The organism is Streptomyces sp. NPDC051320 (assembly GCF_040682175.1).
Lineage (GTDB): Bacteria > Actinomycetota > Actinomycetes > Streptomycetales > Streptomycetaceae > Streptomyces.
In genome coordinates this window covers 23,456-39,319 of the sequence record NZ_JBFBAL010000015.1, presented here as the reverse complement: position 1 = coordinate 39,319, position 15,864 = coordinate 23,456, and the positions used below count along the sequence as shown (strand labels likewise).

The window sequence follows — 15,864 nt, the reverse complement described above, 5'->3', positions numbered from 1 at the left end:
CCCTACGGCAGCGCGAGCATCTGCTCGAGGGCCATCCTGGCGTACTTCTCCGTCTCCGGGTCGACCTGGATGCGGTTGACCAGGTTTCCCTCGGCCAGCGACTCCAGGGTCCAGACCAGGTGCGGCAGATCGATCCGGTTCATCGTCGAGCAGAAGCACACCGTCTTGTCCAGGAAGACGATCTCCTTGTCCGGGTGCGCGTCGGCCAGTCGGCGCACCAGGTTCAGCTCGGTGCCGATGGCCCACTTCGAGCCGGCCGGGGCGGCGTCGAGGGCCTTGATGATGAACTCCGTGGAGCCGACCTCATCGGCCGCCGTCACGACCTCGTGCTTGCACTCGGGGTGGACCAGCACGCGTACACCGGGTATCCGCTCCCGTACGTCATTGACCGAGTCCAGCGAGAAGCGGCCGTGCACCGAGCAGTGGCCGCGCCACAGGATCATCTTCGCGTCGCGCAGCTGCTCGACGGTCAGGCCGCCGTTCGGCTTGTGCGGGTTGTAGAGGACGCAGTCGTCGAGCGACAGCCCCAGGTCGCGGACGGCGGTGTTGCGGCCCAGGTGCTGGTCGGGCAGGAAGAGAACCTTCTCGCCCTGCTCGAAGGCCCAGTTCAGGGCCCGTTCGGCGTTGGACGAGGTGCAGATCGTGCCGCCGTGCCGGCCGGTGAAGGCCTTGATGTCGGCAGAGGAGTTCATGTACGAGACCGGGACGACCTGCTGGGCGACGCCCGCGTCGGTCAGTACGTCCCAGCACTCGGCGACCTGCTCGGCCGTCGCCATGTCGGCCATCGAGCAGCCGGCCGCCAGGTCGGGCAGTACGACCTTCTGGTCGTCGGACGTCAGGATGTCCGCGGACTCGGCCATGAAGTGCACACCGCAGAAGACGATGTACTCGGCCTCCGGCCTGGCGGCCGCGTCCTTGGCCAGCTTGAAGGAGTCGCCGGTGACATCGGCGAACCGGATGACCTCGTCGCGCTGGTAGTGGTGACCGAGCACGAAGACCCTGTCGCCGAGCTTCTCCTTGGCGACGCGGGCGCGCTCCACCAGGCCGGGGTCCGAGGGGGACGGCAGATCACCGGGGCACTCGACGCCGCGCTCGCTCTTCGGATCGGCCTCGCGGCCGAGCAGCAGCAGGGCCAGGGGGGACGGCTGGACATCAAGAGGCTGGGCGGTGGTCACGACCCGCACCCTTTCTTTCGGTTCTTCGGCAGAACGACTTCTCGTCGAAATGACGCTATCTATCATAGCCGCTTCGCGTCACCTTGACGATGCCCGACCGGGCCGATGTGACATATCCCCGGACTCGGGCTCCCGCCCGCCGCGAACCGGGTGTGCGAGCATGAAGGGAAGAAGAAAAGGCCAGGCCCGGAATGAATCCGGGGCCCCGCCGGTTGCACACGTCGGCAAGCAGTCCGTACATCCCCTGTCCATGGCAGGGAAACCCCATCCCGGGAGTGAAGCAGATGTCCGTATCGGACGAGAAGACCACTGTGAGCGACGGCATCCTCCTGTCCGAGGCAGCCGCGTCCAAGGTCAAGGCCCTGCTCGACCAGGAAGGCCGGGACGACCTCGCGCTGCGCGTTGCCGTCCAGCCCGGTGGCTGCTCCGGCCTCCGGTATCAGCTTTTCTTCGATGAGCGCTCGCTCGACGGCGATGTGGTCAAGGACTTCGGTGGTGTCAAGGTCGTCACCGACCGGATGAGCGCCCCGTACCTGGGCGGCGCCTCCGTCGACTTCGTCGACACCATCGAGAAGCAGGGCTTCACCATCGACAACCCGAACGCCACCGGCTCCTGCGCCTGCGGCGACTCGTTCAGCTGAGCGGTACGCACCCGAAGGCGGCGGCCCCCGGAACACCGGGGGCCGCCGCCTTCGTGCATCCCTCCGCCCCTACTTCTGCGGGACGGTCTCACCGCTCGCCGTGTCCACGACCTTGCGGTCCCCCAGCGGCTTGTCCAGCGTCACCGTCCTGGTGAGGTCCTTGGCCAGGGCGATGCAGATCTTCTTCCCCGGCTTCTTGCCCGGCCCGTCAAGGGTCACCCGCACGCTGCCGGCGTCCTCGCTCGCCTTCGCCGTGTAGGTGCTGCACACCCCGCCCCAGAAGTGCACCGTCAGATTGCGGCCCGCCGTGCTGTACGACTGAACCTTCCGGTCGTCCGGTTTGCCGGGGTGATTGCGGTTCCCCGGCGGGGCCGGCCGGACCAGGTACTTCGGGTCCACCGCGGTCGCGGTGACCGTGGCGGGCTGGATGGCATGACCGGTGGGCTTCACGTGGAAGATCCAGGACGGCACGAGCGTCTGCCGCCCGCCGACGAGTTGCATCGCCAGACCCAGCGAGGCGTGATCGACGATCACCGTCCTGGGCTTCGGGGTCCTGGCCGAGGGGACGCAGGCGTCGGACTGCTTCTTCGCGCTCGTCCCGTCCGGGGTGAGTGGCTCGGTGGTGGCACATCCACCGGTGCCACCGCGGCGCGGCGCGCCCTCAGCCGGTGCGTTCAGCCCCTTCAGCGCCTGAGCGGCGCTGACCAGCGGATATACGGCGCCCTTGACCGGAGCCTGCAGCTCTCCACTGCCGCCGGCGAGCTTTCCGTCCGGACCGACCCGCAGCCCGGTCGTCCAGCCCTCGGTCGGCAGACCGCCGATCTTCGGATCGGCGTTGACCAACCGCGCCGACCCCATCACCCGGTGCGCGTCGATTTTGGCGTCGTCCTGCCCCAGCGCCTTCAGTACCGGGGCTGCGGCCGCCTTCGCGGCTTTCTCGCTCACCGCGGGGCCATCATCACCCGGCGTGGTCCCGGGGGAACACGGCTTGTTCCGGGGACAGTTGTCCGTGCCGCCGGTGCCGAAACGGGTGAGGGTCCAGGTTCCGGGTGCCTGCTCGGTGACCTGGAGCAGCGGTCCGGAACCGTCGTGGTCGGTGCCGACCTTCCAGGACGTACCGTCCAGCCGGGGGGTCCCGGCCACGCCCACCGCCGCGGCCAGCTTCGCCACATCGGCCGCGGTGACCGAGCCTTCGGCGCGGTACACCGGCGCCTGGTCCGGGCCGTCGGGAAGCGGGCCGGCGGCGCGGTAGATCATGCCGCTCGGGTCGGGCTCGCCCGGGGCGATGCCCTGGGAGCCGCCGTCACCCGCCGCGGTGCTGTCCAGCGCCAGCGGGGGAGGGGTGTGGCCCTTTCCGTCCGCAGCGCCGGTGGCCCCCCCGTCGCGGTCCGCGGCCGTCGCGGCCCAGTACGCACCGCCGCCCCCGGCCAGCAGCACCGCTGCCGCCACCGAGGCGATGACGACGGGGGACCGCCGTCGAGGGGGAATCGCCGTGTCGTGCTCGGGTCGCTCGCCGCTCACCGCATGCTCCTTCGACTCCGTTGTCGTATGACACCGGTGTGACGGAGCGGAGCGGCGAGCGGTTCCCCGCGGGGCGTGCGCGCTCCTCGGTCGCCGTCCTGGGGTCGGTCGCCGTACGGGGACCGGTCGCCGTGCTCCGATCAGTCGCCGTACTCGGACATCTGGTCGATGAGCCGGGCGGAGGCGGGCGGGACCCTGACCCCGTGGATCAGTGACGGAGGGACGGGCGCGGGCGCCGGACCGGCGGGCACCACCCAGTGGGGTGCCATACGGGCGCAGTCGCCCCGGAGGACGGTGAGGCCGGCTTCGGACTCGGGCGGTGGGACGGAGTTCGGCATGTTCGCACCGTACGCACGAGTGATACCGCGAAGGAAGTCCTACTATTGGGTAGTTTCGTCGCTTCGTGACCGGGGCCGCGACCCGATAGCGTGAGGTGTCAGCCTTCCTCCTCCGCAGGAGCGTCCTCGCCGTGCGCATCGCAGTCACCGGCTCCATCGCCACTGACCACCTCATGACCTTCCCCGGCCGCTTCGCCGACCAACTGGTAGCCGATCAGCTCCACACGGTCTCCCTCTCCTTCCTCGTCGACAACCTCGACGTGCGGCGTGGCGGGGTCGGCCCCAACATCTGCTTCGGCATGGGGCAGCTCGGGATCCGCCCCATCCTGGTCGGCGCGGCCGGCGCGGACTTCGACGAATACCGCGCCTGGCTGGACCGCCACGGGGTGGACACCGGCTCGGTCCGGATCTCGGAGGTCCTGCACACCGCGCGATTCGTCTGCACCACGGACGCCGACCACAACCAGATCGGCTCCTTCTACACCGGCGCGATGAGCGAGGCGCGGCTGATCGAACTCCAGCGGGTCGCCGAACGGGTGGGTGGCCTGGACCTGGTGCTGATCGGCGCGGACGACCCGGAAGCGATGCTCCGCCATACGGAGGAATGCCGCACCCGGTCGATTCCGTTCGCCGCGGACTTCTCCCAGCAGATCGCCCGGATGAGCGGCGACGACATCCGGACCCTGCTCGACGGTGCGACCTACCTCTTCTCGAACGAGTACGAGAAGGGGCTCATCGAGTCCAAGACCGGCTGGAGTGAAGAGGAGATCCTGGGCAGGGTCGGCCACCGGATCACCACACTGGGTGCACGAGGTGTCCGCATCGAGCGCGCCGGTGACGACCCGATCGAGGTCGGCTGCGCCGAGGAGGAGGCCAAGGTCGATCCCACGGGCGTCGGCGACGCGTTCCGCGCGGGATTCCTGTCCGGGCTGACCTGGGGTGTGGGTCTCGAGCGGGCGGCGCAGGTCGGCTGCATGCTGGCGACGCTGGTGATCGAGACGCTGGGGACGCAGGAGTACACGTTGCGGCGGGCCAACTTCATGGCCCGCTTCACCAAGGCGTACGGCGATGAGGCGGCGTCGGAGGTACAGGGCCACCTGCGGTAGGGCTCTCGCCCGGGCTCACGACACCCGGCGCACCCGGTAGGCGGTGCCCCGGGGCGCCGGGTCGGCGCCCAGGTACTCCTGAGCGCGCATCTGGCACCAGGCGGGAATGTCCAGCCGGGCCGCCTCGTCGTCCGAGAGCACCGTCACCACGGAGCCGACCGGCACATCCCTGATCACCTTGGCGAGCTCGATGACCGGGATCGGACACCGCTTGCCGAGCGAGTCCACCACGCGCTCCGGTGCATCGCCGGCCACCGCGAGGCCGCCGGGCGAAGCGGTCGGCGACTCCGGAGCCGCCCCGAGCCGTTGGCGTACGCCCGCCACCACCTCGGGCAGTACCGCGAGGAACCGGCGGACGTCCGCCTCGCCCGCCCCCACCGGCAGCGACACCCGGACGTTGCCCTCCGACAGCACGCCCATCGCCCGCAGCACGTGACTGGGCATCAGCGTGCTGCTGGTGCAGGAGGAACCGGACGACACGGAGAAACCGGCCGTGTCCAGCTCGTGCAGCAGCACCTCTCCGTCGGCATAGAGACAGGAGAAGGTCACCAGATGCGGCAGCCGCCTTACCGGGTCGCCGACCACTTCGACGTCCGGCACCAGTTCGGGCACCGCGTTGCGGATCCGGTCGACCAGAGCACGCAGCCGTACCGCTTCGGTGTCCGCCTCGGCCCGCACCGCCCGTAGCGAGGCTGCCGCGGCGACGATCGCCGGGACGTTCTCGAAGCCGGCCGCCCGCCCGGACTCCCGTTCGTCGGCGGGACCTTGGGTGACGTACCGGACTCCTTTGCGTACCGCGAGCAGCCCGACCCCTGCCGGTCCGCCCCACTTGTGCGCGCTCGCGGTGAGCAACGACCAGGCCCCGGCGACCGGGCCCCACCCCAGTGACTGGGCCGCGTCCACCAGCAGGGGCACCCCTGCTGCCCGGCAGGCCTCGGCGACCTCGTCCACCGGCTGTTCGGTGCCCACTTCGTGGTTGGCGGACTGCAGACAGGCCAACGCGGTGTCCGGGCGCAGCGAGTCGGCGTACCCGGAAGGGGACACCGCGCCGGTCCTGCCGACCGGTACCTCGGTGACCGATCCGCCGGCCGCCTCATGGGAGGCGGCGGAGTGGAGCACGGAGGAGTGTTCGACCGCGGACACCACCAGATGACCGCCGACACGCCGACGGCCGGAAAGCGCTCCGGCAATTCCGGAGTGCACCGCGTGGGTCCCCGAAGAGGTGAACGCCAGTTCGTCGGGGCGGCATCCGACGGCCTCCGCCGCCGCCTCGCGTGCCGCGTCGAGGAGCAGCCTGGCCCGCCGGCCCTCCCGGTAGAGGCGCGCCGGATCGGCCCAGCCCTCGTCCAGCGAGGCTTGCAGGGCCTGCCGTGCGACGGGGTGCAGGGGGGCGGACGAAGCGGTATCGAAGTAGACCACGCGGCCACGCTAGCCGCAGCCCGGGTACGGAGGCGGTCCGGCACCGGGAGAGGGGGCGTCAGATGGCCCCCGGAAGCCCTAGTTCCGCCGTCCGTTCCTCTCCCGGCTCCCTTCGGACCCACCCCTTCGGAGTGTCGGTCGGCGCGTTGGGCACCCTCCCCGCACGACGCCAAATGGCCTCCAGTAGGGTTTGGTCCGCATAAACATCCAAACCCCTGCCCGAGCAGGACCGGCGACCGACCTCGATGCGGCCGCAGCCGGGCCGCACGGGCGAGACTCTCGGGAAGGCGCTACGTGAGTCCCAACGGCTCCGACCTCCCCCATCGCCCGAAGGGCGTGGGCGGTACCCCCATGTCGCGGCGCCCGATGCGGCGGAAGCTGCCGCAGGTGCTGACGGCGGGCCTGGTCCTGGTAACCGCTACCGGTTGCTCGTACAAGGATTTCCCCCGCCTTGGTATGCCCACCCCGGTAACGGAAGAGGCCCCTCGGGTCCTCTCCCTCTGGCAGGGTTCGTGGGCGGCAGCGCTCGCCACGGGCGTGCTGGTGTGGGGGCTGATCATCTGGAGTGTGATCTTCCACCGGCGCAGCCGCACCAAGGTGGAGGTACCTCCGCAGACCCGCTACAACATGCCCATCGAGGCGTTGTACACCGTGGTCCCCCTCATCATCGTCTCGGTGCTCTTCTACTTCACCGCACGTGATGAATCGAAGTTGCTGAATCTCTCCGACAAGCCCGCGCACACGGTCAACGTGGTCGCGTTCCAGTGGAGCTGGGGCTTCAACTACGTCGAGGACGTGGACGGAAATCCCTCCACCGGCAATGCCGCGAAGTCGTCGGAGCTGTCCGACATCCCGGACCGCTTCACCAAGCAGTTCCCCAAGGGAGCCGAAGGCGTCTACGACGTCGGCACCGCGGGAACCCGCAACCCGCAGACCGGTAACCCCGGACCGACCCTCTGGCTCGCCAAGGGGCAGAGGGTCCGCTTCGTCCTCACATCGCGTGACGTCATCCACGACTTCTGGGTGATTCCGTTCCTGATGAAGCAGGACGTCGTCCCGGGGCACACCAACTCCTTCGAGGTCACCCCGACCCAGGAGGGCACCTTCAGGGGTAAGTGCGCCGAGCTCTGCGGCGTCGACCACTCCCGGATGCTCTTCAACGTGAAGGTCGTTTCCCCGGAGCGCTATCAGCAGCACCTGAAGGATCTGGTGCACAAGGGCCAGAAGGGCTACATCCCTGCCGGGATCGCGCAGACTGGCCACGCCAAGAACGCGGAGACGAACAACCTGTGAGCATCCTCAATGAACCCAAGGGTGCCGCAACGGCAGCAGACGGCTTTTACGCCAGCGAGCTGCCGGTACGGCGCAAAGAGCCGGGAAACGTCCTCGTCAAGTGGCTGACGACCACTGACCACAAGACGATCGGCACGATGTATCTGGTCACCTCGTTTGCGTTCTTCTGCATCGGCGGTGTGCTGGCCCTGGTGATGCGGGCCGAGCTGGCCCGTCCCGGCCTTCAGATCGTGTCGAACGAGCAGTTCAACCAGGCGTTCACCATGCATGGCACGATCATGCTGCTGATGTTCGCGACCCCGTTGTTCGCCGGATTCACGAACTGGATCATGCCGCTGCAGATCGGCGCGCCCGATGTGGCGTTCCCGCGGCTGAACATGTTCGCGTACTGGCTGTACCTCTTCGGCTCGATCATCGCGGTCGGTGGCTTCATCACCCCGCAGGGCGCTGCCGACTTCGGCTGGTTCGCTTACTCCCCGCTGTCGGACGCCGTCCGTTCGCCGGGTGTCGGTGCCGATATGTGGATCATGGGTCTGGCCTTCTCGGGCTTCGGCACGATCCTCGGCTCGGTCAACTTCATCACCACGATCATCTGCATGCGCGCACCGGGCATGACGATGTTCCGGATGCCGATCTTCGTGTGGAACGTCCTGCTGACCGCCGTGCTGGTCCTGCTGGCCTTCCCGGTCCTCGCCGCGGCGCTCTTCGCGCTGGAGGCGGATCGAAAATTCGGGGCTCATGTATTCGATTCGGCAAATGGCGGCGCACTACTCTGGCAACACCTCTTCTGGTTCTTCGGCCATCCAGAGGTGTACATCATCGCTTTGCCATTCTTCGGAATCATTTCCGAAGTGATTCCGGTGTTCTCCAGAAAGCCGATGTTCGGCTACATCGGCCTGATCGCCGCGACGATCTCGATCGCCGGCCTGTCGGTGACCGTGTGGGCCCACCACATGTACGTCACCGGGGGAGTGCTGCTGCCGTTCTTCTCCTTCATGACCTTCCTGATCGCGGTGCCGACCGGGGTGAAGTTCTTCAACTGGATCGGCACGATGTGGAAGGGGTCACTGAGTTTCGAGACCCCGATGCTCTGGGCCGTCGGCTTCCTGATCACCTTCACCTTCGGTGGTCTGACCGGCGTCATCCTGGCCTCGCCGCCGATGGACTTCCACGTCTCGGACTCCTACTTCGTGGTGGCGCACTTCCACTACGTCGTCTTCGGCACCGTGGTCTTCGCGATGTTCTCCGGGTTCCACTTCTGGTGGCCGAAGTTCACCGGGAAGATGCTGGACGAGCGGCTCGGCAAGATCACCTTCTGGACGCTGTTCGTGGGCTTCCACGGCACCTTCCTGGTGCAGCACTGGCTGGGCGTCGAGGGCATGCCGCGGCGGTACGCGGACTACCTGGCGGCCGACGGCTTCACCGCGCTGAACACCGTTTCGACCATCAGCTCCTTCCTGCTCGGACTGTCGATCCTGCCGTTCCTCTACAACGTCTGGAAGACCGCCAAGTACGGCAAGAAGATCGAGGTCGACGACCCCTGGGGCTACGGACGTTCACTCGAATGGGCGACGTCCTGCCCGCCGCCGCGGCACAACTTCACCACCCTGCCGCGGATCCGTTCCGAATCGCCGGCCTTCGACCTGCACCACCCGGAGATCGCGGCTCTCGAGCAGCTCGAGAACCACGGTGCCGGTGACAAGGTCCTCGCCGGTGGCAAGGAGACAGGCAAGTGAAGATCCAGGGAAAGATGTTCCTCTGGCTGAGTGCCTTCATCCTCGCCGTGGCGATCGTCTACGGCGTGTGGTCGAAGGAAGCAGCCGGCACGACAGCGCTCTTCATGGCCTTCGGGCTGAGCGTGATGATCGGCTTCTACCTGGCCTTCACGGCCCGGCGGATGGACGCGATCGCGCAGGACGACAAGGAGGCCGAGGTCGCCGACGAGGCGGGCGAGGTGGGCTTCTTCGCCCCGCACAGCTGGCAGCCGCTCTCGCTCGGCGTCGGCGCAGCGCTGGCCTTCCTGGCGGTGGCCATGGGCTGGTGGCTGCTGTACTTCTCGGCGCCGCTGATCGTGGTGGGGCTGTACGGCTGGGTCTTCGAGTTCTACCGCGGTGAGAACCAGAACCAGTAACGCGCATTTCGCACGTCGAACGAGGGGCCCGGACGCCATTCAGGTGTCCGGGCCCCTCGTTTGCAGTCATCCGGCGTGCCGCTGCCGGGCCGTCTTCATACCGTGTGCTCATGAGCCAAGTACCCCGATTCCGTACGGTCCTGAGCTGCTCGCTGCTGGTCGTCTCGCTGGTCACAGCGGCAGCCGCCTGCAGCGGTTCCGACAGCAATCCGCTCGCCTCGACGCCGTTCGACGCGGGAGGCCAGATATCCTTCAGCGGCTCCAAGGGACACGGCAAGGCCGACCCGAACAAGCCGCTGGAAATCACCACCAAGAACGGATCCGGCCGGATAACCGACGTGACGGCCACGGACGCCTCAGGACGCCGACTGGCGGGCGAACTCTCCGCCGACGGCACCCGGTGGCACAGCACGGCTCCGCTGGCTGCAGGCGCGCACTACACGTTGCGGGTCGCCATCGAGAACGGCCGCGGACGGCCGGGCAACCGGAAATTCACCTTCGACACCAAGTCGTCGTCCCACCGGCTCAACGCCACCTTCGGCCCCCAGGCCGGTGAATACGGCGTCGGCCAGCCCATCACGGCGAAGCTCTCCGCGCCGGTCAAGGCGAAGGCGGACCGCGCCAAGGTCGAACGCGCCCTGAAGGTCGACTCGGTGCCCGCGGTGGTGGGCTCCTGGTACTGGGTGGACAGCAAGACGCTGCACTACCGCCCCAAGGACTACTGGCCCGCGCACTCCAAGATCAACGTGCACAGCAACCTCAACGGGATAAAGATCACCGGCAAGCTCTACGGCGGCGCCGCCAAGCCCCTGAAGATAACCACCGGGGACCGCCTCGAGGCCCTCACCGACGCCGGTTCCGACGTGATGACGGTCAAGCGCGACGGAAAGGTGATCAACACTATTCCGGTCACCATGGGCAAGCCGGGCTTCTCCACCCGAAACGGCGTCAAGGTCGTGCTCGGCAAGGAGTACTACGTCCAGATGAAGAGCTCGAGCATCGGGATAGCCGCCGGCAGCTCGGACTCGTACGACCTCTCGGTGTACTACGCGACCCGCGTCACCTGGAGCGGTGAGTACGTCCACGCGGCGCCCTGGTCCGTGGGATCCCAGGGGGTCGCCAACACCAGCCACGGCTGCACCGGCATGAGCACCGCCAACGCCACCTGGTTCTTCAACACCTTCCACAAGGGCGACCTCGTCAGCGTCGTCGGAAGCGCCGGCGACACGATGACGCCGTTCGACAACGGATTCGGCGACTGGAACCTGTCCTGGGACAAGTGGCGCAAGGGCAGCGCGCTGGTGGCCGGCAAGCAGGCGGACAGCAACCCGACCGATACGGCCCGACTGCGGCCCGCCGCCTTCTGACCCGCCTGAGCGGCGTCAGGCCCGGGTGGAACCGGTGGCCGACGCCAGCCGGCTGCGCAGCAGAGCGGCCAGCGCGTCGGCGAACTCCACCGGCTCGACCGGCAGGGTCACCGCGGTCTCCGCGCGGCTCCAGGTGGCCAGCCAGGCGTCCTGCGGCCGGCCGATCAGCAGCAGTACGGGCGGGCACCGGAAGATCTCGTCCTTGATCTGCCGGCAGAGGCCCATACCGCCCGCGGGGACCGCCTCGCCGTCGAGTACGCAGACATCGACGCCGCCGTTGTCCAGGGCCCTGAGCACGGCCTCCGGGGTCGCGCACTCCAGGTACTGCACCGGCGGCACGTCCGCGGCGGGCCTGCCGCCCGCCGCGAGCCGTACCTGCTCCCGGGTGTTCGCGTCGTCGCTGTAGACCAGGACCGTGGCGCTCGGCTGCATTGTTCCTCCGTGACGACTGTGTCTTCGGGGTCTGAGGTGGCTTGCACCCTGGCGCGGATGCTACTCCGTCCGACACCACGTCAACACCGTTGAGCAAGCCCCGGCGATGGGCTGTTCGGGCAGGACACGGGGCGCTGACACACCGAACGGCACCCCCCGAGGTGAGGGCCGGATAAGCGACCGACATAATGTCGGTCGTGGCGACAGCAACGACAGTAGAAACCGGGCACGCGCACCCGTCGGTCAATCGGCCGAACCTCACCAGCGTCGGAACCATCATTTGGTTGAGTTCCGAGCTGATGTTCTTCGCGGCCCTCTTCGCGATGTACTTCACCCTGCGATCGGTGACGGGTCCCGACCACTGGAAGGGTATGGCCGACGCGCTGAACGTTCCGTTCGCGGCGTCGAACACCACCATCCTGGTGCTCTCTTCTCTCACGTGCCAGCTCGGCGTCTTTGCCGCCGAGCGGGGCGATGTGAAGAAGTTGCGCTCGTGGTTCTCGATCACGTTCGTGATGGGTGCGATCTTCATCGGAGGCCAGATCTTCGAGTACACCAACCTGGTGAAGGAAGACGGCATCTCGCTGTCCTCCGACCCCTACGGTTCGGTGTTCTACCTGACGACCGGCTTCCACGGCTTGCACGTGACAGGTGGCCTGATCGCCTTCCTGTTCGTTCTGGGCAGGACGTACGCAGCCAAGAGATTCACCCACCACCAGGCAACCGCCGCCATCGTCGTGTCCTATTACTGGCACTTCGTCGATGTCGTCTGGATCGGCCTCTTCGCGACGATTTACCTGATCCAGTAAGCGGGCCCGAAGCCCCACTCATCCAGCAAGCACCGACGCAGAAGATCCTGACACCGGGGTAATCCGTGAAAAAGCTCTCCGCACGACGACGCCACCCGATGGCGGCGGTCGTCGTCCTACTCCTCGCGCTGGCGGCCACCGGGGGGCTGTACGCCGCGTTCGCACCCGCGGGCAAGGCACAGGCCGACGACACCGCCCAGTCCGTCTCCTCCATCACCGAGGGCAAGAAGCTGTTCTCCGTGGGCTGCGCAAGCTGCCACGGCATGGGTGGCGAGGGCACGACCGACGGGCCGAGCCTGGTGGGCGTCGGCGCGGCCGCCGTCGACTTCCAGGTCGGCACCGGCCGGATGCCCGCTCAGCAGCCCGGCCCGCAGGTGCCGAAGAAGAAGGTCGTCTACACGCAGCCCGAGATCGACAAGCTCGCGGCGTACGTGGCCTCCCTCGGCGCTGGTCCCGCCGTGCCGACGACGGAGCAGTACAGCGTCGACGGTGCCAACATCGCCAAGGGCGGCGAACTGTTCCGCACCAACTGCGCGCAGTGCCACAACTTCTCGGGTGAGGGCGGCGCGCTGACGCACGGCAAGTTCGCCCCGAGCCTGGAAGGCGTGGACCCGAAGCACATCTACGAGGCCATGCTGACCGGCCCGCAGAACATGCCGTCCTTCCCCGACACGACGATGAACCAGCAGAACAAGCAGGACGTCATCGCTTACGTCAAGACCGTCAATGGCGACAATTCCTCAAGCCCCGGCGGCTTCAAGCTGGGCGGCCTCGGTCCGGTCAGTGAGGGCCTCTTCGGCTGGGTCTTCGGACTCGGTGCGCTGATCGCAGTTGCCATCTGGGTCGCGGCCCACACCGCTAAGGCCAAGAAGTCATGAGTAGCAATAAGAATTCCGAAGAGATCCTGCCCAGTGAGCAGGCCGCCGACCAGGCCGGTGCCGGTGCGGTGGAGCATGCGGACGATCCGTTCGCCGATCCGGGCCTGCCGGCCCACCGGCCACGCGTCCAGGACATCGACGAACGGGCGGCCAAGCGCTCCGAGCGGATGGTCGCTCTCCTGTTCACGATCTCGATGCTGGCCACGATCGCCTTCATCGCGTCCTATGTGATCTTCCCGATCGACAAGATCGTCTACATCTTCCCGTTCGGCCATGTGAGCGTGCTGAACTTCTCCCTGGGTCTGACCCTGGGTATCGCGCTCTTCTCGATCGGCGCGGGCGCGGTCCACTGGGCCCGCACGCTGATGTCGGACGTCGAGGTTGCGGACGACCGTCACGCGATCGAGGCCGCGCCGGAGGTCAAGGCGAAGGTGCTGGCCGACTTCGCGGCCGGTGCCGCCGAGTCCGGCTTCGGCCGCCGCAAGCTGCTCCGCAACACGCTGTTCGGTGCGATGGCCATGGTGCCGCTGGCCGGCGTGATGCTGCTCCGTGACCTCGGTCCGCTGCCGGAGCAGAAGCTCCGCAAGACGCTGTGGGCCAAGGGCAAGGTCCTCGTCAACATGAACACCAACCAGCCGCTGCGTCCCGAGGACGTCGCTGTGGGTTCACTGACGTTCGCCATGCCCGAGGGCCTGGACGAAAGCCAGGAGGACTTCCAGAAGCAGATCGCCAAGGCCGCCCTGATGATCGTCCGCATTCAGCCGGAGGAGATCAAGGACAAGCAGGAGCGCGAGTGGGCCCACGAGGGCATCGTCGCGTACTCGAAGATCTGCACCCATGTCGGCTGCCCGATCAGCCTGTACGAGCAGCAGACGCACCACGTGCTCTGCCCGTGCCACCAGTCCACCTTCGACCTGTCCGACGGCGCACGCGTCATCTTCGGCCCGGCCGGCCACCCCCTTCCGCAGCTGCGGATCGGTGTGAACGGCGAGGGTAACCTCGAAGCGCTCGGCGACTTTGCCAAGCCCGTCGGTCCTGCCTTCTGGGAGCGCGGATGAGCACCGTGACGGATCCACAGCGCAAAGCGCCCGCCGGCGAGCGGGTGGCCGACTGGGCGGATGGCCGCCTGGGCATCTACGGCCTGGCCAAGACCAACATGCGGAAGATCTTCCCGGACCACTGGTCCTTCATGCTGGGTGAGATCTGCCTCTACAGCTTCATCATCATCATCCTCACGGGTGTGTACCTGACGCTGTTCTTCCACCCCAGCATGAACGAGGTCGTCTACGACGGCCCGTACGTGCCGCTGCAGGGTGTGCGGGTGTCCGAGGCGTACGCCTCGACGCTGCACATCAGCTTCGAGGTCCGCGGTGGTCTGCTCATCCGGCAGATCCACCACTGGGCCGCGCTGGTCTTCCTGGCCGGCATGCTCGTGCACATGATGCGGGTGTTCTTCACGGGCGCCTTCCGCAAGCCGCGCGAGATCAACTGGCTGTTCGGCTTCCTGCTGCTGGTGCTGGGCATGTTCACCGGCTTCACCGGCTACTCGCTCCCGGACGACCTGCTCTCCGGCACCGGCGTGCGGTTCATGGAGGGCGTGATGCTCTCCATCCCGGTGGTCGGCTCGTACGCCTCGATGTTCCTGTACGGCGGTGAGTTCCCCGGCGGTGACTTCGTCGCCCGGTTCTACTCGGTCCATATTCTGCTGCTGCCCGGCATCATGCTGGGTCTGCTGGTCGGCCACCTGATCCTGGTCTTCTTCCACAAGCACACGCAGTTCGCGGGCCCCGGCAGGACGAACAAGAACGTCGTCGGTATGCCCCTGCTGCCGATCTACATGGCCAAGGCCGGAGGCTTCTTCTTCCTGGTCTTCGGTGTCATCGCCGCCGTCTCCGCCATCGCCTCGATCAACCCGATCTGGGAGATCGGCCCCTACCGTCCGGACCAGGTGTCGACCGGCGCCCAGCCCGACTGGTACATGGGCTTCTCCGAGGGCCTGGTCCGCATCATGCCGGGCTGGGAGATCAGCGCCTGGGGTCACACCCTGGTGCTGGGCGTGTTCGTCCCCATCGTGATCTTCCCGCTGGTCCTGGTCATGATCGGGGTCTATCCGTTCATCGAGTCCTGGATCACCGGTGACAAGCGCGAGCACCACATCCTGGACCGCCCGCGCAACGCCCCGACCCGGACCGGCCTGGGCGTCGCCTGGATCACGCTCTACGCGATCCTGCTGGTCGGTGGCGGTAACGACATCTGGGCCACGCACTTCCACCTGTCGATCAACGCGATCACCTGGTTCGTGCGGATCGGTATGTTCCTCGGACCGGTGATCGCCTTCGTCATCACCAAGCGGTGGTGCATCGGTCTGCAGCGCCGCGACCGGGAGAAGGTGCTGCACGGACGCGAGTCCGGCGTCATCAAGCGCCTGCCGCACGGTGAGTTCGTCGAGATCCACGAGCCGCTCAACCACCGTCAGCTGCACTCGCTCACCGCGCACGAGCAGTACAAGCCGTTCGAGATCGGCCCGTTGGTCGACGAGAACGGTGTCGAGCGCAAGGTGTCCCGTCTGACCAAGCTGCGCGCCAAGCTGAGCAAGGGCTACTACGGCGAGCACAACCAGATCGAGAAGCCCAGCGCGGAGGAGTACAAGGAGATCACCAGCGGCCACGGCCACCACTGACGCCTTGGCTCGGAACGGCCTGACCTGAACGGGTCGCCACGGCGGGAGCCCCGTCCATCTCCTCTGATGGACGG

General features: G+C 67.4%; 15 protein-coding genes. 10 read left to right on the top strand and 5 right to left on the bottom strand.

What is annotated here, in order from left to right:
• Nucleotides 1–2: 2 nt before the first annotated feature.
• Nucleotides 3–1,184: a quinolinate synthase NadA gene (gene nadA, locus AB0M87_RS27855; protein ID WP_365857666.1), complete on the bottom strand. Its 1,182-nt coding sequence runs from the start codon at nucleotides 1,182–1,184 to the stop codon at nucleotides 3–5.
• Nucleotides 1,185–1,459: 275 nt separating this feature from the next.
• Here nadA and AB0M87_RS27850 point away from each other — a divergent pair, with 275 nt between their 5' ends.
• Nucleotides 1,460–1,816: an iron-sulfur cluster assembly accessory protein gene (locus AB0M87_RS27850; protein ID WP_328539202.1), complete on the top strand. Its 357-nt coding sequence runs from the start codon at nucleotides 1,460–1,462 to the stop codon at nucleotides 1,814–1,816.
• A 69-nt stretch (nucleotides 1,817–1,885) separates the two neighbouring features.
• On the opposite strand, the gene AB0M87_RS27845 is transcribed toward AB0M87_RS27850, so the two are convergent.
• Nucleotides 1,886–3,337, bottom strand: a complete 1,452-nt coding sequence (locus AB0M87_RS27845) for a hypothetical protein (protein ID WP_365857663.1) — start codon at nucleotides 3,335–3,337, stop codon at nucleotides 1,886–1,888.
• A gap of 140 nt (nucleotides 3,338–3,477) precedes the next feature.
• A complete protein-coding gene (locus AB0M87_RS27840; RefSeq protein WP_365857661.1) occupies nucleotides 3,478–3,675 on the bottom strand; it encodes a hypothetical protein in 198 nt (65 codons plus the stop codon).
• A gap of 131 nt (nucleotides 3,676–3,806) precedes the next feature.
• On the opposite strand from AB0M87_RS27840, the gene AB0M87_RS27835 reads away from it, so the two are divergent.
• The gene (locus AB0M87_RS27835; protein WP_365857659.1) at nucleotides 3,807–4,781 is read left to right on the top strand and encodes a carbohydrate kinase family protein; all 975 of its coding nucleotides are present in this window, start codon (nucleotides 3,807–3,809) and stop codon (nucleotides 4,779–4,781) included.
• A gap of 15 nt (nucleotides 4,782–4,796) precedes the next feature.
• Here AB0M87_RS27835 and AB0M87_RS27830 read toward each other — a convergent pair whose 3' ends face one another.
• Nucleotides 4,797–6,200 (bottom strand): aminotransferase class V-fold PLP-dependent enzyme, encoded by a 1,404-nt coding sequence (locus tag AB0M87_RS27830; protein ID WP_365857657.1) that lies wholly within the window; start codon nucleotides 6,198–6,200, stop codon nucleotides 4,797–4,799.
• A 351-nt stretch (nucleotides 6,201–6,551) separates the two neighbouring features.
• Between AB0M87_RS27830 and AB0M87_RS27825 the strand changes: the two genes are divergently transcribed.
• The 4 genes from AB0M87_RS27825 to AB0M87_RS27810 all read left to right on the top strand — a co-directional run bounded on the left by AB0M87_RS27825 (nucleotide 6,552) and on the right by AB0M87_RS27810 (nucleotide 10,991).
• Nucleotides 6,552–7,493, top strand: a complete 942-nt coding sequence (locus AB0M87_RS27825) for a cytochrome c oxidase subunit II (protein WP_365857834.1) — start codon at nucleotides 6,552–6,554, stop codon at nucleotides 7,491–7,493.
• Nucleotides 7,490–9,229, top strand: coding sequence for a cytochrome c oxidase subunit I (gene ctaD / locus AB0M87_RS27820; protein WP_365857655.1), 1,740 nt, complete (start codon nucleotides 7,490–7,492; stop codon nucleotides 9,227–9,229). Before AB0M87_RS27825 ends, ctaD begins: the two co-directional genes overlap by 4 nt.
• A complete protein-coding gene (locus AB0M87_RS27815; protein ID WP_365857653.1) occupies nucleotides 9,226–9,624 on the top strand; it encodes a cytochrome c oxidase subunit 4 in 399 nt (132 codons plus the stop codon). Before ctaD ends, AB0M87_RS27815 begins: the two co-directional genes overlap by 4 nt.
• Nucleotides 9,625–9,734: 110 nt before the next feature.
• Nucleotides 9,735–10,991: an Ig-like domain-containing protein gene (locus AB0M87_RS27810; RefSeq protein ID WP_365857651.1), complete on the top strand. Its 1,257-nt coding sequence runs from the start codon at nucleotides 9,735–9,737 to the stop codon at nucleotides 10,989–10,991.
• Between the two features lie 15 nt (nucleotides 10,992–11,006).
• Here the strand turns inward: AB0M87_RS27810 and AB0M87_RS27805 are convergent, their stop codons facing one another.
• Nucleotides 11,007–11,423, bottom strand: a complete 417-nt coding sequence (locus tag AB0M87_RS27805; RefSeq protein WP_365857649.1) for a hypothetical protein — start codon at nucleotides 11,421–11,423, stop codon at nucleotides 11,007–11,009.
• Nucleotides 11,424–11,611: 188 nt separating this feature from the next.
• Here AB0M87_RS27805 and AB0M87_RS27800 point away from each other — a divergent pair, with 188 nt between their 5' ends.
• From AB0M87_RS27800 to AB0M87_RS27785, 4 genes are all read left to right on the top strand, one after another.
• The gene (locus AB0M87_RS27800) at nucleotides 11,612–12,232 is read left to right on the top strand and encodes a heme-copper oxidase subunit III (RefSeq protein WP_365857647.1); all 621 of its coding nucleotides are present in this window, start codon (nucleotides 11,612–11,614) and stop codon (nucleotides 12,230–12,232) included.
• Nucleotides 12,233–12,297: 65 nt separating this feature from the next.
• Nucleotides 12,298–13,110, top strand: a complete 813-nt coding sequence (locus tag AB0M87_RS27795) for a c-type cytochrome (RefSeq protein ID WP_365857645.1) — start codon at nucleotides 12,298–12,300, stop codon at nucleotides 13,108–13,110.
• Entirely contained in the window at nucleotides 13,107–14,168 is a 1,062-nt protein-coding gene (locus AB0M87_RS27790) for a Rieske 2Fe-2S domain-containing protein (protein ID WP_365857643.1), read from the top strand. The genes AB0M87_RS27795 and AB0M87_RS27790 overlap by 4 nt, the downstream gene beginning before the upstream one ends.
• Complete coding sequence (locus AB0M87_RS27785) at nucleotides 14,165–15,790, top strand: cytochrome bc complex cytochrome b subunit (protein ID WP_365857641.1); 1,626 nt, start codon at nucleotides 14,165–14,167, stop codon at nucleotides 15,788–15,790. The genes AB0M87_RS27790 and AB0M87_RS27785 overlap by 4 nt, the downstream gene beginning before the upstream one ends.
• Nucleotides 15,791–15,864: the final 74 nt, after the last annotated feature.

What these genes read in the sequence shown, in the direction of transcription:
- AB0M87_RS27850 (WP_328539202.1), top strand. Translation starts at nt 1,460, where the DNA reads ATGTCCGTATCGGACGAGAAGACCACTGTGAGCGACGGCATCCTCCTG.
- AB0M87_RS27840 (WP_365857661.1), bottom strand. Translation starts at nt 3,675, where the DNA reads ATGCCGAACTCCGTCCCACCGCCCGAGTCCGAAGCCGGCCTCACCGTC.
- AB0M87_RS27825 (WP_365857834.1), top strand. Translation starts at nt 6,552, where the DNA reads ATGTCGCGGCGCCCGATGCGGCGGAAGCTGCCGCAGGTGCTGACGGCG.
- AB0M87_RS27810 (WP_365857651.1), top strand. Translation starts at nt 9,735, where the DNA reads ATGAGCCAAGTACCCCGATTCCGTACGGTCCTGAGCTGCTCGCTGCTG.
- AB0M87_RS27805 (WP_365857649.1), bottom strand. Translation starts at nt 11,423, where the DNA reads ATGCAGCCGAGCGCCACGGTCCTGGTCTACAGCGACGACGCGAACACC.
- AB0M87_RS27800 (WP_365857647.1), top strand. Translation starts at nt 11,612, where the DNA reads ATGTCGGTCGTGGCGACAGCAACGACAGTAGAAACCGGGCACGCGCAC.
- AB0M87_RS27790 (WP_365857643.1), top strand. Translation starts at nt 13,107, where the DNA reads ATGAGTAGCAATAAGAATTCCGAAGAGATCCTGCCCAGTGAGCAGGCC.
- AB0M87_RS27785 (WP_365857641.1), top strand. Translation starts at nt 14,165, where the DNA reads ATGAGCACCGTGACGGATCCACAGCGCAAAGCGCCCGCCGGCGAGCGG.